This is a genomic window from Collinsella aerofaciens ATCC 25986 (assembly GCF_964259375.1).
GTDB lineage: Bacteria > Actinomycetota > Coriobacteriia > Coriobacteriales > Coriobacteriaceae > Collinsella > Collinsella aerofaciens_BO.
Map to the genome: position 1 here is coordinate 96,678 of NZ_CAXVJM010000008.1, position 19,111 is coordinate 115,788.

The 19,111-nt window shown below is 61.5% G+C and carries 22 protein-coding genes and 1 tRNA gene; 10 read left to right on the forward strand and 13 right to left on the reverse strand.

What is annotated here, in order from left to right; translation table 11 throughout:
* Position 1 precedes the first annotated feature (1 nt).
* The 6 genes from ACEXKH_RS05200 (at position 2) to ACEXKH_RS05225 (ending at position 5,513) form a co-directional block, all read left to right on the forward strand.
* Entirely contained in the window at positions 2 to 634 is a 633-nt protein-coding gene (locus ACEXKH_RS05200) for a hypothetical protein (protein WP_373573337.1), read from the forward strand.
* Between the two features lie 84 nt (positions 635 to 718).
* On the forward strand, positions 719 to 1,183 hold the full coding sequence (locus ACEXKH_RS05205; protein ID WP_373573338.1) for a hypothetical protein: 465 nt from the start codon (positions 719 to 721) through the stop codon (positions 1,181 to 1,183).
* Between the two features lie 57 nt (positions 1,184 to 1,240).
* Positions 1,241 to 1,699, forward strand: a complete 459-nt coding sequence (locus ACEXKH_RS05210; protein WP_373573339.1) for a hypothetical protein — start codon at positions 1,241 to 1,243, stop codon at positions 1,697 to 1,699.
* A gap of 46 nt (positions 1,700 to 1,745) precedes the next feature.
* Positions 1,746 to 2,210 carry a hypothetical protein gene (locus ACEXKH_RS05215; RefSeq protein WP_373573340.1) on the forward strand — a complete coding sequence of 155 codons (465 nt, stop codon included), beginning with the start codon at positions 1,746 to 1,748 and terminating at the stop codon, positions 2,208 to 2,210.
* Positions 2,203 to 3,558 carry a hypothetical protein gene (locus ACEXKH_RS05220; protein ID WP_373573341.1) on the forward strand — a complete coding sequence of 452 codons (1,356 nt, stop codon included), beginning with the start codon at positions 2,203 to 2,205 and terminating at the stop codon, positions 3,556 to 3,558. The genes ACEXKH_RS05215 and ACEXKH_RS05220 overlap by 8 nt, the downstream gene beginning before the upstream one ends.
* Positions 3,555 to 5,513, forward strand: a complete 1,959-nt coding sequence (locus ACEXKH_RS05225) for a type IV secretory system conjugative DNA transfer family protein (RefSeq protein WP_373573342.1) — start codon at positions 3,555 to 3,557, stop codon at positions 5,511 to 5,513. Before ACEXKH_RS05220 ends, ACEXKH_RS05225 begins: the two co-directional genes overlap by 4 nt.
* A gap of 101 nt (positions 5,514 to 5,614) precedes the next feature.
* Here ACEXKH_RS05225 and ACEXKH_RS05230 read toward each other — a convergent pair whose 3' ends face one another.
* The 3 genes from ACEXKH_RS05230 to ACEXKH_RS05240 form a co-directional block, all read right to left on the reverse strand.
* Positions 5,615 to 5,848: a hypothetical protein gene (locus ACEXKH_RS05230; RefSeq protein ID WP_373573343.1), complete on the reverse strand. Its 234-nt coding sequence runs from the start codon at positions 5,846 to 5,848 to the stop codon at positions 5,615 to 5,617.
* A 500-nt stretch (positions 5,849 to 6,348) separates the two neighbouring features.
* On the reverse strand, positions 6,349 to 7,002 hold the full coding sequence (locus tag ACEXKH_RS05235; protein WP_373573344.1) for a DUF1648 domain-containing protein: 654 nt from the start codon (positions 7,000 to 7,002) through the stop codon (positions 6,349 to 6,351).
* A gap of 527 nt (positions 7,003 to 7,529) precedes the next feature.
* A complete protein-coding gene (locus ACEXKH_RS05240) occupies positions 7,530 to 8,000 on the reverse strand; it encodes a hypothetical protein (protein ID WP_373573345.1) in 471 nt (156 codons plus the stop codon).
* A gap of 205 nt (positions 8,001 to 8,205) precedes the next feature.
* Between ACEXKH_RS05240 and istA the strand changes: the two genes are divergently transcribed.
* Entirely contained in the window at positions 8,206 to 9,438 is a 1,233-nt protein-coding gene (gene istA, locus ACEXKH_RS05245) for an IS21 family transposase (protein WP_373573346.1), read from the forward strand.
* Entirely contained in the window at positions 9,438 to 10,211 is a 774-nt protein-coding gene (gene istB, locus ACEXKH_RS05250) for an IS21-like element helper ATPase IstB (protein ID WP_373573347.1), read from the forward strand. Before istA ends, istB begins: the two co-directional genes overlap by 1 nt.
* A 180-nt stretch (positions 10,212 to 10,391) precedes the next feature.
* Here the strand turns inward: istB and ACEXKH_RS05255 are convergent, their stop codons facing one another.
* Positions 10,392 to 10,691, reverse strand: a complete 300-nt coding sequence (locus ACEXKH_RS05255; protein WP_158567277.1) for a DUF2958 domain-containing protein — start codon at positions 10,689 to 10,691, stop codon at positions 10,392 to 10,394.
* A gap of 318 nt (positions 10,692 to 11,009) precedes the next feature.
* Here ACEXKH_RS05255 and ACEXKH_RS05260 point away from each other — a divergent pair, with 318 nt between their 5' ends.
* A complete protein-coding gene (locus ACEXKH_RS05260) occupies positions 11,010 to 11,243 on the forward strand; it encodes a hypothetical protein (RefSeq protein ID WP_373573348.1) in 234 nt (77 codons plus the stop codon).
* Here ACEXKH_RS05260 and ACEXKH_RS05265 read toward each other — a convergent pair.
* From ACEXKH_RS05265 to ACEXKH_RS05300, 8 genes are all read right to left on the reverse strand, one after another.
* The gene (locus tag ACEXKH_RS05265) at positions 11,240 to 12,172 is read right to left on the reverse strand and encodes a DUF4268 domain-containing protein (protein ID WP_373573349.1); all 933 of its coding nucleotides are present in this window, start codon (positions 12,170 to 12,172) and stop codon (positions 11,240 to 11,242) included. The two genes, ACEXKH_RS05260 and ACEXKH_RS05265, sit on opposite strands and share 4 nt — an antisense overlap.
* On the reverse strand, positions 12,159 to 12,866 hold the full coding sequence (locus tag ACEXKH_RS05270) for a hypothetical protein (protein WP_373573350.1): 708 nt from the start codon (positions 12,864 to 12,866) through the stop codon (positions 12,159 to 12,161). Before ACEXKH_RS05270 ends, ACEXKH_RS05265 begins: the two co-directional genes overlap by 14 nt.
* A 15-nt stretch (positions 12,867 to 12,881) precedes the next feature.
* Positions 12,882 to 13,220, reverse strand: coding sequence for a BRCT domain-containing protein (locus tag ACEXKH_RS05275; protein ID WP_373573351.1), 339 nt, complete (start codon positions 13,218 to 13,220; stop codon positions 12,882 to 12,884).
* Positions 13,217 to 13,351: a hypothetical protein gene (locus tag ACEXKH_RS05280; RefSeq protein WP_373573352.1), complete on the reverse strand. Its 135-nt coding sequence runs from the start codon at positions 13,349 to 13,351 to the stop codon at positions 13,217 to 13,219. Before ACEXKH_RS05280 ends, ACEXKH_RS05275 begins: the two co-directional genes overlap by 4 nt.
* 227 nt (positions 13,352 to 13,578) lie before the next feature.
* Positions 13,579 to 14,250 carry a hypothetical protein gene (locus tag ACEXKH_RS05285; protein ID WP_373573353.1) on the reverse strand — a complete coding sequence of 224 codons (672 nt, stop codon included), beginning with the start codon at positions 14,248 to 14,250 and terminating at the stop codon, positions 13,579 to 13,581.
* Positions 14,214 to 14,447 carry a hypothetical protein gene (locus ACEXKH_RS05290; protein WP_373573354.1) on the reverse strand — a complete coding sequence of 78 codons (234 nt, stop codon included), beginning with the start codon at positions 14,445 to 14,447 and terminating at the stop codon, positions 14,214 to 14,216. The genes ACEXKH_RS05285 and ACEXKH_RS05290 overlap by 37 nt, the downstream gene beginning before the upstream one ends.
* 289 nt (positions 14,448 to 14,736) lie before the next feature.
* The gene (locus ACEXKH_RS05295) at positions 14,737 to 16,158 is read right to left on the reverse strand and encodes a restriction endonuclease (protein ID WP_373573355.1); all 1,422 of its coding nucleotides are present in this window, start codon (positions 16,156 to 16,158) and stop codon (positions 14,737 to 14,739) included.
* Positions 16,159 to 16,548: 390 nt separating this feature from the next.
* Positions 16,549 to 16,625 (reverse strand) — tRNA-Met (locus ACEXKH_RS05300).
* A 196-nt stretch (positions 16,626 to 16,821) separates the two neighbouring features.
* Between ACEXKH_RS05300 and ACEXKH_RS05305 the strand changes: the two genes are divergently transcribed.
* Entirely contained in the window at positions 16,822 to 17,595 is a 774-nt protein-coding gene (locus ACEXKH_RS05305; RefSeq protein WP_373573356.1) for a type III pantothenate kinase, read from the forward strand.
* 100 nt (positions 17,596 to 17,695) lie between these two features.
* Here the strand turns inward: ACEXKH_RS05305 and ACEXKH_RS05310 are convergent, their stop codons facing one another.
* Entirely contained in the window at positions 17,696 to 18,892 is a 1,197-nt protein-coding gene (locus ACEXKH_RS05310) for an ATP-binding protein (RefSeq protein WP_373573357.1), read from the reverse strand.
* Positions 18,893 to 19,111 lie beyond the last annotated feature (219 nt).

The window sequence follows — 19,111 nt, forward strand, 5'->3', positions numbered from 1 at the left end:
CGTGATCGACTACGAAGGACTGCCCGCCCCCAGGAACTACTACGACACCATCGGCACCATCATCACGCCCGAGACGTGGCAGGCATTGCATGGGCCCGGCTGCCGAGACCATCGCGTTCCCGAGCATACTCCCAAGCTCATCGCCGAGCGCGCCTCGACCATCTTCGCAGCAAAGACCGGTAGCGCCAAAGAGGAGGAAGCCGCCCGTCTCTCTGCCGGCGCATGGATCTGGTACGCGCGCGACGATGCCGACGAAGCGGCAGCGGCGGCTACGGCGGCCGCCATGACCTCTCGCGAGCGTGCCGCATTCGTCTCGGCACGCGAACTCGCGACGGAATGGAACGGCGGCGAACTTTACGGCCCCAACTCAAAGGCTCATTCCGTCGATCGCCATCGCAATCCGCCCGTGCTCGTCATCGCCGATCTTGGCGCGAGCAGTATGCGCGAGGAGGCAATCGCGCTGATCGAGTTGCTCGGAGACCGCCGGCGCCACAAGCGCTCGACATTGTTCGCATCGACCTTTACCGGCAAGAGCATCGCCAGGGCGCTGGAGACAGCCGGATCGAACTCCGAACAGGTGCGCAAGCTCATCGACTTGATTAGCGCCGGGGTGCGCGAAGGGAGGCAGTCGTGACCAGCACGAGGGCGCGAGCTCCGCCCTACAGCGGTATTCGCCATTAGCAACTTTTCTATACGTCTCAACATTTAGGAGGTACCTATGCGGCATCAGACTGTCGTAGTCCAGACGGACAGCAGTCCGGTCCTCGCCTTCGACACCGCCAAGAAGCGGTATGTCTACCATGGCAGCCAGGACATCCCCGTCCTCAACCCCGAGCAGGCCGAAAACGCCCAGAGCGTCTGGATCCTGCAGTTCAAGCGCTCGATTCGGAACGTCCCCCGCACTTTCATGGCGTTTAGCCCCACTGACGAGGCCGTCGACGCGATGGATTGTCTCGCTGCCATCGACGAGTGCTATGGCATCCCCGACCACGAGCTCGTCAAGATCGCAGCTCGCGCCTATGTCGTCAACGGCACCGGCGCGACGCACGACGCGTTTGTCAAACGCTTCTCAGCTCGACTCGAGGGCATCACTCAGGAACTCGGTGTTTTCGGCGCGGTCCCCATTGAACTCGCCGATCGCGCCCCCTCGCCCCTCTTCACTGTCGAGGACATCGACGGCTAGCTCATCGTACGCCGCCGCCCGAGGGGGGGGCGGCCCTCTCACATCGAAAGGAAAACCATGCCCAAGAACAGTGTCTATAAGAACCACAAGCCCCTCACCCTCAACGGCCACTCCTTCCGCATCCCCTCGAACGCCGAATGCCTGCTCGACGGCTGGAGCACCTACGGCGTCCAGCCCATCGTTATCGAGCCCACAGAGAGAATCGAGGGCATCCCCGACGCCTTCGTCATCGCGTCCCACTCCTCCGTCCCCAATATCCCTTACGTCGCACCCGCCATCGTCGCGGAAATCGCCAGGCGCTGGCCCGGTATCGACCCCCGCGAGCTCTCCAGGGTCATCGTCGGGGTCGCCCGCAGCGGCGATCGCTCTTACACCCCGGACAGCGTTCTCCGCGGTATCGACAGCATCCTGGACCTCGATGCGATAGGAGTCGTGAACAAGCTTGTCGCCTATCCTCCCCTCCCGGCAGACCAGGCGCCCGAGGGCTATCCCAACGTCCTACTCGAAGACGAGTAGGCCTCAAGCGGGGCGGATGACCACCGCGCATCGAAGAGAGAATCGAATGACAGCAACAACAAAGAACGTCAGCGTGAAGCTCGACTCAAAGCTCTACACCGCCCTCAAGACGCGGGCAGAGCTCAACGGTTCCAACGTCAGCGACGAGATCCGCTCGCTCCTGCGCTCGGCGCTCGCCGCGGAGGGGCTCGACCTCTACGGCAACGAGGTCGCGGGCTTCATACGCGGCGTCGTCGACGCGCGGATGGACGTCGCCGCACTCGACATCGAGCGCAAGCTCGACGCCGCCGAGGACCGCATCGCCGCGGTCCTCTCGCGCCCCATGACCGCCGCCATCATGGCCGGCCTCATGTCGGCCGACGTCCTCAAGGCCTCCTACGCCTCGCTCGATGACGTCCCGGTCGCGGACATCTGGAAGAACTACCTCGCGCAGGCCGGCGAGCTCAGCCGCGCAGGCCTAGGCCACATCGACGAGGTGAAGCTCCACGCGCGCGAGCGCGCCGATGGCTAGCCCGCCCGTCATCGTCAACCACTCCGTCGTCCGCGCGGGGGCGTCCGCGAGGGCGTCCGCCGCGGGACTGGCGGCATACGCCGGCACCCGCCGCGGCGTCGTCATCGAGGTCAGCGAGGCCGACGGTAGGAGGCTCGGCGTCGACGGCCTGGCCGCCTACGCCGCGAACAGGACCGGCTCGACCGGCGGCCTCTGGGGCGCGGACGGCCCGGTCGCCGTCGCCGAGGCGAGGCGCGCCATCGCCCAAAACGGCGGCGCGGTGCTCACCACCGTCGTCACAGTCCCGAACGACATCGCCCCCGGTGCCGGCCTCGACCGCCTGGACGCCTGGCAGGCGCTGGTACGGTCCGAGTGGCCGAGGCTCTTCTCCGCGATGACCGGCGTGCCCGAGAGCCGCGTGGAGTTCTACGCGGCGATGCACGTCAACGGCACGAGCCACCACGTCCACATCCTCACGGTCGACCGCGAGGGCGACTGGGACTCCCTGCTGCCCAAGGGAAAGATGGAGGCGGCGCGGCTCGAGATCTCCTCGAAGGCCATGGCGCCGCTGCTGCGGGAGGCCTACATCGAGCGCGACCTCGCGAGGGAAGCCACGCTGGATGCCGTCGCCCGCATCGACCGGAACCGTTTCGATATCGAACTGCCGCCGGGCGGAAGGATCGAGGCCGCCCACCTCAGGCGTTTCCACCCGGAGGCCTCCGCCGCGTTGAGGGAGGCCCTCGGCCGGGCGGCATCCGGCTCCCCCGAGCTCGCCGGCGCGCTGGAGCACCACAGGAAGGCGGTCGAGAGGTGCGCCGGCCTCAAGTGCCTGACCGGTGAGGCTCGGGATGTCTACGTCCGCAAGGCAGCTGCCGACCTCGGCCTCCGGTGCGAGAACGCGGCGCTTCGGGTCATAGTCCCAGACAGAACGCCGGCTCGCGAGGAGGTGCCGACACGACGTGCCGCGCCCCAAACCGGCCCCGCGACGGAGAGACGGAGGGAAGCCGGACTCGCCACCGAGGCCCGCTCCTGCATCCCGAGGGCGCGCCTCGAAAGGATCGCGCGAAAGGTCGCGCACGGCCGGGACCTCGAGCCGGCAGACCTCAGGGGGTGCCCCACGGCAGATCGGGCCTTCAGGCATGCGCCGTCGCCCGGTCCGGCCCTCGGACGGGCAGCCGCGATGGCGGCACTGGTCGCCAGGGAGACCACGCGGGACGCCGGCGGGCGCGACATGGGGGACGAGGCCGGCGAGAGGGCGCTGCGACTCATCGCCGCGACCCTGAAGATCCTCGCCTCCGGCGGCACCGGGCCGTCGAGCGTCCCCGCGCTGAAGATAGCAAACAGGATAGAGAGGACGATCACGAGATGAAACCGAAATCCTTCAACCGCGACATGAAAAAGGAACTCGCCGGCACGCTCGCGGCCCACGGCGTCGCCGCCGTCATAGCTTGCGCCGCGACCGCCAGCGCCTGGGACTACGCCAGGTGGTGGACTCTATCCCTCATCTCGGGCCTCTCCGTCCTGCTGCGGCTGCCCACGGCCGACCCGGGCCCCGAGCCCGCCTACGTCTTCCGCGGCCCCCTCGAGGCGGCCGCCGACGCGGCGGCGTCGGGCCAGGCGGGCGAGCTGCTCGCGGCGCTCGCCCTCGTCGCGGCCTCCGTCCTCGCGCTCGGATTCGTTTCTTGGGGCCGTTCATGGGCGAGGCTCCACGACGGAACGTTCGCCGGCGACCGCGCGCCCACGCGCACGCACGGGGACGCCTGGCTCGAGTCGAGGCCCTCCAGGGTCGCGAGGCGCTGCCCTCCCTGGGACGGGAAGGTCGCCGCGGAGGGGCTCGTGGCGGCCGGCTGCATCGGCGGCGGGATCGCGATGGTCCCCGCCGTCCACTGCCTCATAAGGGCGGGCAGCGGCGCGGGCAAGACGAGGAGGTCCCTCGCGATCAGCGTGGCCGCCGCGATCGACCGCAACGTCCACGGGATCCCGACGTCCGTCATCGTCCACGACCCGAAGTCCGAGATCCGCGCATGGACCGAGCCACTCGCCAGGAGGGCCGGGATGGAGGTCGTCGCCATCCGGCTCGACGAGCCCGTCAAGTCGGCGAGGTTCAACCCCCTCGACCGCGCTATCGCGGCACTCGGGACCGAGGGCACCGCCGGTGCCGTGGCCGAGCTCCGCGAGCTGTCGTCCGCCATCGTGCCCGATGCCTTCTCCTCTGGCCAGAGGTTCTTCACGGACGCCAGCCGCAACCTGCTGACCGGCCTCTGCCTGCTCGCGATAACGGACGGGCGGATCCCCGACGGCGCGCTGAACCTCTCGACCGTGCTCGCGCTCCTGGAACCCCGCGACGGGAAGAGCGCCGTGAAGTCGCTGGAGGAGCTCGCCGCGGACCTGCCGGCGGGAAACCCGGCGCGCCAGTTCCTCCTCGTCGCCTCGTCGAACGGCGGCGGAGGCGAGGCCCTCGTCTCCACCGCGCGCAACTACCTCATGTCCTTCTGCGACGACGACGTCAGCCGAATGCTCTGGGACGGCGAGGTCGACCTCGCATCGGTCGGGCGCAAGCCCACCATCCTCTACATCGCCAGCGCGACGGACCGGGGCGACCGCGGCGCGCTCGTCTCGTGCATCTTCTCCCAGGCGCTGTCGGCGCTGCGCGAGACCGCGCGCCTGTCGGGCGGCAGGCTGCCGGCCGAGACCCTGCTCGCCATCGACGAGGGGTCCGGGATCCCCAAGATCCCCCGCCTCCTCGGCGATCTCGCGGAGGTCCGCAGCATCGGCCTGCACGTCGTCTTCGTGCTCCAGAACACCCAGCTTCTGGAGGCGCGGTGCGGCTACTCGAGGGCCGAGTCGGACGCGCTGCTGGCACTGCTCGGCACCCAGGTCGTCCTCTCGGTGGAGTCCGTCGGCGAGGCGGAGGAGATCAGCAAGCGCCTCGGCGACTACAGCGTGAGGACAACCGGGGAGAGCTCCACCAAGGGGACGCAGAGCTCCTCGTCCGGCAAGTCGTTCTCCGTGGCGCGCCGCCCGCTGATCACCCCGTCGGAGCTCATGGCCTGGAGCGCGCGCGAGAACGGCGCGCTCGTGATCGACGCGGAGGGCCCGATGGCGCTCGCCAGCCGCGACATCACCGAGACGTTCCTGGGGCCGCTGCTGGGCCTGACGTCGCCGGAGGCCGAGGGCGCGATGCTCGCGCGGGCGCTCGAGGGAGAGGTCCGGAACACCGTCCCGGCACCGGTCTGGCGCATCCCGGAGAAGCCGAAAAAGCCCAAGGGGTCGCCGTCCGGCGGCAAGAAGCGCAAGGTGTCCGTCGCACCCGACGGGTTCTGATGCGTCATACGGCCCTGCCTGCGCAAACGGCCAGCCGTCATACGGCACGCGAGGCGCGTATGACGGCTGGCCGTGACCGCCTTCCGGTTTAACCGGCCACGCTACCAGCGGAAACGAACTCGGCACGCCGAGTTGCGCCGCAAAATCCCGGGCGCCCGTAGTGCGCCCTTATCCTGCTCATGATGGCGCACCTCGACCCAAAGGCCCTCCAACACGTCGTCGAACCCGAAATCGAGCTCCGCCTGGACGCTCTCGCCGAGCGCATCGCCCAGGGCGAGCTCCGGCACCTTCGTCACACGGCCGTCCAGCAACCCAATCTCTGTCATCGCGCGCATGGTGCAAGCCCCTTCCGACACGGGATTGTCAGCTCAACCCGACCCTTACCCATGCGGACGAACATAACTCGCCAGGGGAAGCCCCTGAAGGCCGTGCGCCACAACATGAGGCCGAATCCGCCCCCGGCTGGACAGGCCAACAACGAAGGAGCACACGGAACCGGCGCGGCGTTACAACCGTCCCGGCAAGCGTGTCACTTGGCCAAGTCATGATGCCGACAAACCCGGAAATGCTCCAACGGAGCGCCGAACGAGCGTAACAATATACAGCCGTGCAACACGCGTTGGACGACCAGAACATCCCAAACAAAGGCCTGTCGGTCCCACCTTCAAGCCCAATAGCAAAATGTGCATCAGCGGATTTGCAGCGATACAAGTCTCAACCGTCACCATCACACCGCAGCGCGCCTAGTCCCACTCATCCTACTGCAAATGTCCCAGAACGAGAAAACGGCCAGCCTAACATGCCAACCTTTATATCCGCACGCGCGTAATTCAACTCATAAGGACCGGCTATCCCTTGCCTGTGACACAATCTCAAACGCACAGAACAGAATCATCAGTCCAATCATCGCATAAGAGGCAGCCGAACCTTCAAGCACTATTCCACAAAGAACAATCTCCGCGCCGCCAATAAGAACTGTTATCAGGCGCTCTGCCTTTTTGCTCTCGCCGCTCGCATAAAAAGGCGGCAAAGCGCACAAGATCACATATAGCCCGGGAAGGGAATACAGGATCGATAGCCCAAGCCCCCCATCAACCGCAGTGCTTTGCGTAAGAATCAACTGAACCCAAACGGCAATTATCACTGAGCAGGTTGTCGATAAAAGAAGACTGGAAATATAGCACGCAACAAAGTCCCGTCGCATTCGAACAGAGAAATCCGCGAACTCTCTTCGCCGCGTGGAAACAATAAGGTACACAGAAATTGCAATAGAACCAATCAGGGAAAACAGCGGAACAACCAGCAATTCAAGCTTATTACCCCATCGATCAACCACACCCCCACTCCAATGAGCGGGAATTGTATCAGGGAGGGCTGACCAAGCCGCCCATAGAATCAGAAATGGAAGAATAGATAGGATGGAAGATGATAACACTGCAGTAGTTTTTTTTGAGGCTCTCACCGATTCCGCATCTCCTTGCGCGCTCACATTCCACTCCGCCTTAAATCAAGTTTAAATAAAAACTTGAATGCAAATTTGTTTTAATTAGTATGGAAACTATATCCATTTAGTTCTAATTTGTTCGTAGTATCAAATCGATACCGACACTAGCGTGACACAGTCTTTCAAGACAGCTATTCAACATTGGTGGTCACCGCTATGGACAATGTGAACCACCTAAACGAACTCTCAATACAGTCCCAGCTTAGCACCCTTGAAAAACTGGTCGCGGACGCGGAACAATCTACCGACGCAAGACGCGATTTCGAAGCTCAGCCTCGTGCCGTATTCCAGAAATATGGAATTACAGACCTCCAAATCAAAGCGGGAAATCGAAAAGTCTCTGTACGAACTGGTGGAGTCAACCGAAAAGGAGGCGCGTGTCCCCGTTGCACGCGCAGTATATCGTCGTATCTAGCTCCCACCGTCCAAGGCACTTGGACGGTGGGAGTTCCGCATCCCCGGGAAAGGAAAAGCGCGGCCCATCCGGACCGCGCCCGCGCCCTCCTCCCATTTCACCCCGCGACGTAAACCGTCCGGCCCGTCTCGCAGTCGATGGTCTCGGCGTCCCCGAAACCGACCCGGACGGCAGCCCATCCGCCGGCGCCCGCCAACGCGTCGGCCTCGGACCTCGCGGCGGCGATGAGTCGCTCGAGCTCGGCCGATCCGGCCGGCGCGGTCCCCACCTCGAACGCGCCGCCGTCGCCGCCCGACTCGTACTCGACGACGACTGTCGAGCCGAGGGCCTCCTCGAGGGTCTCGGGCAGGCCGCCCATGCCGTCGAGGACATGCCCGGCGACCGTGGCCAGCGGGTAGCGGGCCATCCCGGACGCCGCCGAGCGGCCGGTCATCCGGACTGCGCTGGCGGCCTCGAGCGCCTCGAGGAGCGCCGCGGGCACGTCGGCGTCGATGGCGATGTTGCCGCGTCCGCGGCACCACTCGGCCGCCGCCGGCACGTTCGCCGTGAGCACGCCCCACTCGGCCATGTAGCCCTCGGAGCGCGGGTCCGTGGCGTCGAGGAGGAGGACGGCCAGGCCGCCGCTGTTAGCGCTAATCTAAAATTGACCACTTTCGCAAACGCATCTCGCCGAATGCGCTAACGCGCTTTCGCCGACCCCGCTAACGTACTTTCACCAACTGCGCTAACGGAACTATGCTCCGATCGGGTATCCGACCCGGGAGGAGCGGGATATGGAGCGAAACGTAATGGGAGAGCTGAACGTCTACAGGGGGTCCGGCGCGAAGCCGAACTTCAGCGAGATCGCGAGGAGGCACGGCATGGACCGGCACACGGTCGCCAAGTACTGGCGGGAGGGCGAGGCCGCCGCCGACGGGAGGTCCGCGAGGGGCAGCGCCTTCGACCCGCTCGAGGAGGTGATCCGCGCGAAGGCCCAGCTGCCCGGGATGACCAAGATGGCCGTGTACGCGTTCCTGCGCGAGGGCCGCGGGGAGGGGCTGCCCGGGTACGGCGCCTTCACCGCATGGTGCCGGGCCCGCGACGTGCCCTTCGGGGGTGTGGGCGGCCGCGAGCCGCACCCGCGGTTCGAGACGCCCCCGGGCAGGCAGCTGCAGTTCGACTGGAAGGAGGGCATGAGGCTCGTCGACTCGGAGGGCGAGGCCTTCGAGTTCAGCGTGTTCACCGCGACGCTCGGCTACTCCCGGAAGCACCGCTTCATACCGGTCAGGAGCCGCACGCTCGACGACCTGCTGTCCTGCCTGCTCGCCACCTTCACCCGCCTCGGCGGCGTCCCGGAGGAGTGCATCACGGACAACATGTCGTGCCTGGTGACCGTCTCGGGCCGCAGGAGGACCAGGCAGGAGAGGGCGTGGCGGTTCGCGCGGGAGGCCGGCTTCGAGCTCAGGCTCTGCGCGCCGCGCTCGCCGCAGACCAAGGGCAAGGACGAGTCGGCCAACCGCTTCCTGAACCGCCTGCTCGCCTACGGCGGCGAGTTCACCGGGTGGGGCGGCCTCGCCGAGGCGGTGGCCCGGGTCGAGGCCCAGGCAAACTCGGAGCCGAACCGCACCACCGGCCTGCCGCCTGACGCGCTGTTCATGCGGGAGAAGGAGAGCCTGCGACCCATCGGGAACCTCCGTCTCCTCGAGTCGATGGTGGGCGACGTGAGCGTCCAGACCGTCCCGCCGACCATGCTCGTCAGGGCCGCCGGCAGGGAGTGGTCCGTGCCCAGGCGCTGCATCGGCCGGCGCGTGAGCGTCATAGCGATGCCCGGCGGCCAGGTCGTGGTGAGGATGGCCGGCGAGGAGGTCGCCGTCCACGACGCCGCGTCCGGGCCGTCGAGGCCCATCAACTACGACCCCGACCACTATGGGCAGGCCCTCGAGGGGAAGCGCGGCCTGGCCGACGCGGACATCGCCGAGGCCGCGCGCGCCAACCTCGCGCTGCTCGACTCGCTCGGAGGGGCGTGATGGGCGCCGTCGCGGAGGGTAGCCCCTCGATCAGGGCGCAGGCGAACCTCTCCGCGCTCGGGCTGCACGAGATGGCGGCGTCCCTGCCCGACTACGTGAGGATGGTCGCCGCGGGCGAGCGGGGCTTCGCCTCCGCCCTCGAGGAGATGACGCGCGTCGAGGTCGCCGCCCGGGAGGTCAGGATTACCAGCCAGCGCATACGGTCGTCGGGGTTCCCCTACGTCAAGGGGCTGGCGGACTTCGACTGGGGCTTCCAGCCGTCGGTCCCGCGCGCCGAGATCGAGGAGCTCGCGACCCTGAGGTTCGTCGAGCGGGCCGAGAACGTCCTGTTCGTGGGGAGCCCCGGCGTGGGCAAGACGCACCTCGCCGTCGCGCTGGGCATCGAGGCGGTCAGGGCGGGGCGCGAGGTCAGGTTCGTGGACTGCGCCCGGCTCGTCGAGGACCTGGAGGACGCCTCGTCGCGCGGCATCCTCAAGAAGAGGCTCAAGTACTACGCCCACTCGAGGCTGCTGATCATCGACGAGCTCGGCTACCTCGACGTCGGTAGCGCGGGCGCGGACCTGCTGTTCCAGCTGATATCGACGCGCTACGAGCAGCGCTCGACGATCATCACCACCAACGTGGGGATCAGCGGCTGGGGCAGGGTGTTCGGGGACGACGTGGCGGCGAGCGCGATCGCGGACAGGGTGTGCCACCACTGCCACCTGGTCAAGATAACGGGCAGGTCCTACAGGCTGAAGGACCTGCCGAGGGACGGTCCCGTCAAGCCGTGACCGGAATCGGTGAAAATACGTTAGCGCAACCGGTGAAACCGCCTTTGCGCGAACGGCACGCCTGTTTAGCGAAACTGGTGAAAAATAGATTGACGCTAACAGCCGCCCACGTACTCCCCGGCCACGAGGGCGAGGCGGACCGCCTCGCCCATGGAGTCGAACTCGACCGTGACCATGCGGCTACCTCCTCCTGACGGCGCTGAGCGGCTTCGGGGAGAAGTGCTCGTCGCGCTCGACGGCGGCGAACCCCATCTGGCGGTTCAGCTCGGCCATCTCCTTGATGCTGAAGTAGCCGAGCTCGTCGTCGTAGCCCTCGACGAGGCCGAACGCCTCGTCCGTTCCGTCGAACTCGAGCAGCCACCAGTCCCATCCGTTCACGCACGAGAAGTAGTGGGCGTAGACCGTGGGGTCCTCCGCCCCGTCCTGCTCGTAGAGCCTCGGCACCGTCTTGGCGATTTCCTCGGTCATCAGCTGCTGCATGTCTTCCTCCGTTCCGGGCACGTGGCCCTCAACATCTCGCCCCTGCGGGCAAAGCCGAATGGCGACGCCGCGCGTCGTCGTCGGCTTTGCTCCCTGCAAAGCCGCACCGGAGCGAAGACGGGTCAAGGGAGGTCCATGACGACCTCCACCAACCGGAGCGGAGCGGAGGTTTGTGCGGGGTCTCATGGGCCCCCTTGACGCGGCGTAGCGGAGGTGCCACCCGGCCGCGGAGCCGTGGCCGATTCACGGCGGACGCCGGCAGCCCTCGTCCAACATCGATACCATTTGAACCGCTATTCACTTTTCGAGAGGAGCCATATGGAACTCGAGGATATCGTCTACGAGCTCGCCTGCCTTCATGAGTCGATGCTCTTCTGCTGCGAGGACCGGTCCGGCAAGGAGGACCCGGTCTTTGCGCATTACTGCATGGCGCTGGGGAGGATCGTCAGGGACCTCGAAGAGGCCGAGCGGCGCATCCGGACCGAAACGGCCGAGCGGCGCATCCTGTCAATAGAAAACGCCCCGGCAATGAACTGCCGGGGCGTTTTCTAGAGCTCGATCTCCGCGATTATTTTTTTCATCTCGAGGGCCCATCCGAGCTGTTCCTCGATGTACCCCGGCCATGCGTCCTGGTGGCCCTTGATGGGGTGGCCCGCCTTGTAGAAGCGCAGTCCCGAGGCCTTTTTCGCATCGAAGGGTGCCGCCGTCAGCCCGAGGCGCTCCTCAAAGATTCCGCTGTTGGCGATGGCGCGGTGCCCGATCTCCTTGTCGTCGTCCACGTACAGCTCGATGCCCGTGCGGCCCTTGTGCGTATCGATGAGCAGGGCGAGATGGTATGCCGAGACCCCCAGGCGAAGCGTCGACCAATGGTCCTTGCTGGGCTTCTGTGGGCTGAACTCCTTGAGGAACTCCGGATGGCCGCCCGCCACCTCGCGGTAGGCCGTCCAGTACGCCAGCTTGACCTTTTCGGTCTCGCTGAGCCCCTCGGAGAGCTTCACGGTCTTGGTCCACTCGTTCGGCTGCTCGACCACGCCGAAGCGCGGGGCGGGCAGAGAGTCCCCGATCTTCCAGAGCTCGACCTCGACCAGGAAGAACCCGAAGTCGCTGTCGGTGTGTTGATTGAGCCACTCGATGGCCTGGCGATGCTCGTCGCGGGCGTGCGCCACGACCCAGATGACGACCTCGGCGCCCTTGCCGGCGGCATACGTGATCACCTTGCCAAGGTGGTCGTGGTTGGTGTCCTCGAGCTGGTTCTCGATGATCACCTTGCGGCCCGTACCGGACTCCTGCGCGTAGATGTCCACGTTGAACGATCCGACCGAGGACTCCGTCTCTATGAGCTCGAGCTCGATTCCGACCGCCATCCCGAGGGTCGCGAGGTTCTGCTCATCGGCCAGCCACTTGGTGAAGTCGTGGGCCTCATGCGGCCACACCTCGCGCAAGGGGACCTTCTTGATGGTGTCCAGGTTATAGGTCTTCATCCGCCGCCCTCTCGACCGATAATCCAGTGCCGTTGTAGAGCCTCTCGCCGTCAAACGAACGCAGCAGGAGCCCACGACGTTCGTCGACGTCCTTCAGCTCGCACGGATACACGAATAGCAAAATGTTTTGCCGGTACTTGTAGTCAGCATAGACATCCGGATCGCCCAATCGTGTAGGTATGGACACGATATCGTCCGCCATACGCTCACTTGACCCCACGTATATTCCGAGATAGTCGCTGAAGTTCTTATCGTGGTCATGCCTGCGGTATGTCGCGATGAGATAGCAGCCGGGCATATCGTAGCCGTTGAACGCAGCCTCGGAGGCTTTGCCCTGCTGGCAGATGAACTCGTGCAGGGGCATCACCGTCGACGCGCCTTCAAATATTGATTGCCTGGCGGCATCGATCTTCTTGCGAGCCTCAGCAGCGGCCCTTGAGTCCTGGAACGCCTTCGTGGCATCCCCCAACGCGCCGGCCGCCGCGCCGACTCCTTCCGCCGCCGCACCAAACCCCTTGCCGATGCCGTCGGCAACAGCACGTGCGCCGTTGGTCGCCCCGTCGGCAGCGCTTTTCACGGCGCCATCGACATCGAAACCGAGCTGCTTTGCCCCATCGACAACCCCGGCGGCGGCAGCCAAAACCCCCGCTGCAAGATTCACCGTGTCTTTTACGGTTTTCAAATTGACGGCCATGTCGAGCCTTCCCTTCTATTCCGACTTGCCAAATCTGTTCATGACCTCAAGCAACTCGCCCGTCGTGACGATTTTTGCCTGAGAGTTGCCGTTGAAAACTGCGTCGAGCTTGCTTCGTCCCACGTTATCGCCTATCGCGAGATGCTGCGTGCTCTGCGCGGGCTTGCCATCGGTCGCCTTCATCCCGCATTCCCTAAGTGCGGCAAGGATCTCATCGCGAATGTAGCCCGGGGTAACGCCGGATACCTTCACCTTGAGTCCGACCGGATCAGCAATTTCGCCCGGATCGCCCCTGTGGCCCACCTCCTCGGCTTTCGCCAGAACCTCTTCGATGGTTTCTTGCGACCCGTTCACCAGTCCCAAGCCCGTGAAAACACGGTCGAGCCGTCGGTACCGGCGACAGACTGCCCGGCGGCGCTGCCCGCAGCAGCTTTCTCGGGCGCGGGCGTGGCGGCCTTCTTGGGTTGCTTCTCAAAGTTTGCCATCGTCGGCCTTTTGAGAATCGATTCGAACATCCGCTATTGGGGCACAAGTGGTGCCTGTGCAAAAAAGTGGTCAAAAGCGCCCAATGCCTTTGACCACTTGGCAAACGCTATGCCCCGTTTTAGCAACTCGAGCTGGAACGCAATGTCCCCAAACCGACCGTTACGAACACCCCATCCCGTCCTAATGATTAAAACGGGAAGATGAAAGACAACAGAGCATTCGCACGTCATCCCGCCTCGTAACCTTCTAGCAAGTCCGCCCGAAAGTAGCCGTACACTCCGTCCGCCGTATAGCACTCAACGTACTTGATATTTCTGTTCATCCAGATGTCAAAAGCCGATTTGGAGGTAACCGTCAATACTGTCCCAGCTTTAACTTTTTTGTAGTACGGAAACATAGTGGTACCAGGCGTGTCGTCTTCTTTAAAGTTCATGAGCATCGATTGATTTGGATTCGAGTCCTCCATTAAACGGCACTCGCCGACCGTCTTTGAATGTTCCTCCGCCCAGTTTATCTGCTGGTTGGCGATATCAAGATTGCTGTAGTTTATAAACTGAACCGTAAAAACAACCATAACTGCCATTGACAAAATTTCAAGCACCGGCAGCAGGCCCCCTGCCACCTCACTGATTCCTTTTAAGATAAAAGAGATCACAATAACAACCCCGACGAAAACCGCAGCCACGATAAGCACTTTTTGCAATGCGGCACCGTAATAATTCAGCGCCCTGTATGTATTGTCTATATGAATGGGCACGGCCTCCCCGTCCGCGCCCGTCAGAACGCGATCAACGGCGTTCACCGCATAGCCATCCGTCCCCAACGAGCTCCAAAACCAAGCCTGAACTGATACGATAAAACCTAATAAACTAAATAACGCCGCTCGAAGCGCAAACAATCGCCCCCCTTCCCTTCACATATTTGAGTGGTCGCAGAAAAAGCGGTATATGCGACAGCAAGTTCAAGCGGCAGAAACAGGAAATTGAGGCCCGGCAATAGCCCGACAAAGAAATTCCCCAGCACCCATGTCCCACCAAAGAGCAGCAATATAATCACTGCGACGACTATTATCGTTGGAATGAAAAAGATAACCACAGCTCCTCCTTATATCAAATTCATTTCCAAAACGGGCATCTTGACCTGATTAATCTATCCTCCAAGCTCGCCTACACAACCTGGCGCGGTCACAGATACCGCCTGCCATCTATTCGAACAGTACGCACTCATTATTTTAGATAGTGAGCCAGGTGACCCGATTCTCATTTCAGGCCAATTCGGCCAAAAGCAATCTACTGTCTCGTAATTCCCCTTTCCAAATAAGGCCCCACCTCCCGGCGGGGCCTTTATCACATCCGTGACATAAACCAACTTGGCCTGAAGAGCCTCACTTTTCCACTGGATAGTCGAGCAGCTTTTGTTTAATTACGTCTCGTCCCCAAAGAACCACCTCATTCGCCCTAGCGAGCTCAGACGCCCCTTTGGTAAAGGTGCTATTCGATACGACCATGGCCTTGTTGCAGCCGTAGTATGCCATGCCAGCGGCAGCTTCTTGAACCGCAGAGTTTCCAACGGCAGAGCCGTAACACTTCGCCTGGATAGCAAGTTTGGCGGTGCCCTTCTCCGCAATAACATCGACGCCCTGATCTCCCGAGTGTTGCGTAACGTGCGCGGAATATCCCATTCTCTTGAACAGCCTGCAAACGCAATCTTCGAACTCGTCCCCACTCATAAGGTCCACATCGTCAATGGAAACGCACTCGGCAGAACTCTTCTCGGAGTCCTTCCTGAATAGCTGGTTACGGAATAGATTGTGTTTTTTCTTTTCTTCGCCTGCCTGCACAAGCGCATACGTTGAGGAGAAACTCAAAACAAACGGATCATGGCCAAACCAGCCTTTACTCATGAGGTAATACGTGAGAGTGGCCATTGAATCGAGGTCGGAAGTCATGACTTCGCCACCGAGGGCAGCTTTTTCCACGAAGTCCTCCATATCATCAGAAGAAGACGCCCTGTCGTGGTCCGCGGTCCACTTCGGGGCCATGCGGTCCATCGCGCCACGACGGATCAATAGATACGTGGTTAGCGTCGAAAGCGACGAGTCTACGTCGAGTTCATCGACTATGACTGTACGAAGGTTTTCGAAAAGCTCTTTCGCGCTATCAAAGATCTCCATGTTGTTGCCATTAAGCAAGAGAGCACGGCAATCCCCGGCCTGCTCATCGTTGAAATGATAATAAGCGTCTGATGTCAAGTCGGCGCGGCTTATATAGAAAAAGAAAGCCCTCTCAACGAGGAAGTCCTCAATCATCTGGCTGGGGAGCATATCGAGAAAATTGCCTATGGCCTCAGACAAGCCCGCGTCGTAAAGAGAGTCGCTCAGCTCAAAGCACTTCTCCACACCAGACTTGGCAAAACTGTCGATTAGCCTATTTCTCGTCTCAAGCAGATCATAAAATCGTGAGGCGTCCTTTCCGTTTGCGAATAAGTACTTGTCGCCATCGACCGTTACAAAGGCTTGCTCCAATGCGATCTCTTCGTAACTGATATCCAAGGTCGCAGGGGAAACCCACTGAGAGTACATCGTGCACCCGGCATTATCCTCGCAGCCGACGAGGACCATCGTCTTGATGGAGCAGCGCATTCTATACGGTTTAAATTTTTTGTCCTCGCTATCGAAAACACGGACCGTGGACAAAGACTCAAACGGAAAAAACCAATCGTCAGGAATGGGATATGAGAACCCTTTGTCGTAGTTACGATAATCAGACTCCGTAAGTACTCCAGGGGCAATAGATTCAAAATCCATAGGGCAACTCCGATCTCGAAGTTAAACGATACGAAACGAGGCTAAGTGAAAACAACTTAATCTTTAAGCTCAGCCCGCCTCGATGGACTTCGGCGAGAAGGCGGGAACGATGCCCAAGCGGCAGCCGTCTCGACAAATTTGATCCAGCTAAAGGGACTCCATCCTTCTTGTCCGACAACTCTCAAATAAAGCGAAGATAGCGTGGAGGGCTGCCGAACGGTCCTGCCGAGCTCATCGTCAACCGGAGTCAATCGGTGTAGAGCTGGCTCAGGCAGGTACCCTGTTCGAAAAAAGCTGTTTTAAATTGATTTCGACCAAAATTCGACCAAGATTGAAAGTCAAAAAAGAAGACAGCTCAGAGGAACAATGCCTCTGAGCTGCTAAAAGTCTTGGTCGCGGGGGCAGGATTTGAACCTACGACCTCCGGGTTATGAGCCCGGCGAGCTACCAGACTGCTCCACCCCGCAATGTCTGGGCGCCTCATGTGCGCAAGAAAGAATATTACGTGGGAGTTCGGTAAACGGCAAGGAAAATCTCGTAGAGCATAATTCCTTCATATTTAAACCCCTCAGCCCATATCACCGTAAACGAATCGCAACCGAACGCCGTCGGCGGCGCGTATACAATGGTGCGCGTCCTTTTACGCCGACACCTGGAGTAGACATGCTGCTCGCTATCGATATGGGAAACACGCAGACGGCCATGGGCCTGTTTGACGGAGACGAGCTGGTGCAGTCGTGGCGTATGCCCACCGACCGCTCCTTTACCGCCGACGAGATCCACGTGCGCCTGATGGGCTTCTTTAAGATGTACGACCTTTCGCTCGGTGCGGTCGACGCGATCGCCTTTGCCGGCGTGGTGCCGCAGCTCTCGCGCGAGTGGCACGCCGTGGCCGACCGCATCGCGGCGGACGCCATCGTCATTGGGCCGCAGACGGCGGTCGTGACCAAGCTGCGGGCGGCGCGCCCCCAGGCCGTTGGTGCCGACCGCATCGCCAACGCCGTCGCTGCCGAGACCTTCTACGGCGCTCCGGCGATCGTGGTGGACTTTGGCACCGCAACCAATATCGACGTCATCGACGAGGACGGCTATTACATTGGTGGAGCGATTGCGCCAGGCATCCGCATTTCGATGGACGCGCTCGCCGCCCGAGCCGCCAAGCTCGCCAGCGTTCCGCTCGAGGCGCCCGAGCACGCCATCGGCCGCGATACCGAGGAGTGCATCAAGGTCGGCGCCGTAACGGGCGTCGCCGCCATGGCCGAGGGCCTGGTTGCGCGCATGAAGCGCGAGCTGGGGCGCGAGGACGCCACCGTTATCGCCACGGGCGGCCTCGCCAGCATCGTCGCCGATTCAACCGACGCCTTCGACGTGGTCGATGGACAACTCACCATCAAAGGCATTTGCGAAATCTACCGCCGCATGCAGGAGCTGGGGTAGGACGGGGACCTAAGTCGAGCACGAGCGGCGAACTAGGCAACGCATTGGTCCTATTCCTCAAAATCGAAAATTTTTTAGTTTTGAGGAATAGGACTTTCTGCTACGTCTCACCGCACAGCCACCTCGCCAGGTCCACGATCTGCACCCCATTGCGGTCCGTGGCCTCGTGATGCGTGCGGGCGAGAATCATCTTGGGGTACGCGTCGCCAATGCTCAGCAGTGGTGAAATCTCGCGTTCAAATGTCTTATCCGAGCTGATGTCGTCGCTCACCTGAATGTAGAGCTTCTCGCTTCGCTTGATTGCTACAAAGTCTATTTCCTTTTTATAGAGTACGCCGACGTATACCTCGTATCCGCGGCGCAGCAGCTCGATGGCCACCATGTTCTCGTACACGCGACCCCAGTCCATATCGCGTGTACCGAGCAGTGCGTATTTAAACGCATGGTCCGCCAGATAGTACTTCTCGCCGCTCTTAAGGTATTTTTTGCCGCGAATGTCGTATCGACGAACTTTATAGAAGGCAAACGCATCGCACAGGTACCCCATGTACGTGCCGACGGTCTTGTTCGTAATCTTTAGCCCATCCGCATTTAATGCATCAGTAATGTTGCGTGCCGACGTAATGTTGGAAACGTTGTCCATCATGTAATCGGCAATGCGCAGCAGCGCCGATTCGTTTCTCACGTTATGCCGCTGCACGATATCTCTCACAATGAGCGTCTTAAAGACGTTGGAGAGATATTGATAGCGCTGCTCCTGCAGTGGATAAGGGTAAGAGCCAGACATGCCGCCGGTTCTCGCGTACTCATCGAAGTCGCGGTCGACCTCGCTCTCGTCGCCATAGAGACGATACTCCTCAAACGAGAATGGGAAAACCTCGATCTCGAAGGTGCGCCCCGTAAAGAGCGTTGACAGATCGCTCGACAGCAAAAAGGCGTTCGATCCGGTGATGAAGATGTCGTACTGCTCGGATGCGTGAAGGCTGTTGATCGCACGCTCAAAACCGTCGCACATCTGAACTTCATCGATAAGCAGAAAGTTATGCTTGCCGGCCACTCGATGCTCTTTTACATAGGTGAGCAACGCGTGATACTCGAGCAGGTTCTCGAACTCATCGAGGTTGTAGTTGATATGGATGACATTCGAATTGGACAGATTCGCCTCCACGTAATCGCGGAGGGCCTCGAGCAATTTTGACTTACCGCTACGGCGGATGCCCGTTATGACCTTGATGTCCGGCACGCCAATAAGGCTCGTCAACGTGTCCATATATGACGTTCTATTGATGAGTTTCATTGGGGCCTCCTCGCGGTCTTTTATCGCTATTCCTCAAAAACGAAAATTTTTCAGTTTTGAGGAATAGGCTCTGTAGCGAATATACCTCGCGAAAGGCCGAGCTGCCTTAATCCTATTCCTCAAAAACGAAAATATTTCAGTTCCTTGATTCTCATTTTCATTGCAACAGCCTCAGGACTCAGCGCAACGCGTTGCGCTGAGTCCTGAGGCGCGAATCCG

Excerpts from the sequence above, each read along its gene's own strand:
- ACEXKH_RS05205 (WP_373573338.1), top strand. The coding sequence starts at position 719 with ATGCGGCATCAGACTGTCGTAGTCCAGACGGACAGCAGTCCGGTCCTC.
- ACEXKH_RS05210 (WP_373573339.1), top strand. The coding sequence starts at position 1,241 with ATGCCCAAGAACAGTGTCTATAAGAACCACAAGCCCCTCACCCTCAAC.
- ACEXKH_RS05215 (WP_373573340.1), top strand. The coding sequence starts at position 1,746 with ATGACAGCAACAACAAAGAACGTCAGCGTGAAGCTCGACTCAAAGCTC.
- ACEXKH_RS05220 (WP_373573341.1), top strand. The coding sequence starts at position 2,203 with ATGGCTAGCCCGCCCGTCATCGTCAACCACTCCGTCGTCCGCGCGGGG.
- ACEXKH_RS05225 (WP_373573342.1), top strand. The coding sequence starts at position 3,555 with ATGAAACCGAAATCCTTCAACCGCGACATGAAAAAGGAACTCGCCGGC.
- ACEXKH_RS05230 (WP_373573343.1), bottom strand. The coding sequence starts at position 5,848 with ATGCGCGCGATGACAGAGATTGGGTTGCTGGACGGCCGTGTGACGAAG.
- ACEXKH_RS05240 (WP_373573345.1), bottom strand. The coding sequence starts at position 8,000 with ATGGCCGAGTGGGGCGTGCTCACGGCGAACGTGCCGGCGGCGGCCGAG.
- istA (WP_373573346.1), top strand. The coding sequence starts at position 8,206 with ATGGAGCGAAACGTAATGGGAGAGCTGAACGTCTACAGGGGGTCCGGC.
- istB (WP_373573347.1), top strand. The coding sequence starts at position 9,438 with ATGGGCGCCGTCGCGGAGGGTAGCCCCTCGATCAGGGCGCAGGCGAAC.
- ACEXKH_RS05255 (WP_158567277.1), bottom strand. The coding sequence starts at position 10,691 with ATGCAGCAGCTGATGACCGAGGAAATCGCCAAGACGGTGCCGAGGCTC.
- ACEXKH_RS05260 (WP_373573348.1), top strand. The coding sequence starts at position 11,010 with ATGGAACTCGAGGATATCGTCTACGAGCTCGCCTGCCTTCATGAGTCG.
- ACEXKH_RS05265 (WP_373573349.1), bottom strand. The coding sequence starts at position 12,172 with ATGAAGACCTATAACCTGGACACCATCAAGAAGGTCCCCTTGCGCGAG.
- ACEXKH_RS05270 (WP_373573350.1), bottom strand. The coding sequence starts at position 12,866 with ATGGCCGTCAATTTGAAAACCGTAAAAGACACGGTGAATCTTGCAGCG.
- ACEXKH_RS05280 (WP_373573352.1), bottom strand. The coding sequence starts at position 13,351 with ATGGCAAACTTTGAGAAGCAACCCAAGAAGGCCGCCACGCCCGCGCCC.
- ACEXKH_RS05295 (WP_373573355.1), bottom strand. The coding sequence starts at position 16,158 with ATGGATTTTGAATCTATTGCCCCTGGAGTACTTACGGAGTCTGATTAT.
- ACEXKH_RS05305 (WP_373573356.1), top strand. The coding sequence starts at position 16,822 with ATGCTGCTCGCTATCGATATGGGAAACACGCAGACGGCCATGGGCCTG.
- ACEXKH_RS05310 (WP_373573357.1), bottom strand. The coding sequence starts at position 18,892 with ATGAAACTCATCAATAGAACGTCATATATGGACACGTTGACGAGCCTT.